Origin of the sequence: Geobacillus sp. G4 (assembly GCF_040327975.1) — a bacterium.
Classification (GTDB): domain Bacteria; phylum Bacillota; class Bacilli; order Bacillales; family Anoxybacillaceae; genus Geobacillus; species Geobacillus thermoleovorans.
The window spans coordinates 1-274 of the sequence record NZ_JBEPJY010000097.1; the positions used below are offsets into that span (position 1 = coordinate 1).

The following is a 274-nucleotide window of genomic DNA, read 5'->3' on the forward strand; positions in this document are numbered from 1 at the left end:
TCGCTTCGCGAATAAATTGAATTATATCAGACATCAAACTTTCCGATGAACTAGATGCTGAAACAATTCAATTTATTCGCGAAGCGATCTTAAAGTACAAGGTAGTTTTCTTCCGAAATCAGCATCATCTAGATGATGCGGGGCAGGAAGCCTTTGCACAGCTGCTTGGCAATCCTGTTGTTCATCCAACTGTTCCAGCAAAAGACGGCTCCAATTATATTTTTGAGCTAGACTCTGATCGTGGCGACCGGGCCAATTCATGGCATACAGATGT

1 protein-coding gene is annotated in these 274 nt (G+C 42.7%); it reads left to right on the plus strand.

Annotation, left to right across the window (positions count from 1 at the left end; genetic code table 11):
• Positions 1-86: 86 nt before the first annotated feature.
• On the plus strand, positions 87-274 hold a 188-nt coding region (locus ABS784_RS17100; protein WP_352513397.1), incomplete at its 3' end, for a TauD/TfdA dioxygenase family protein.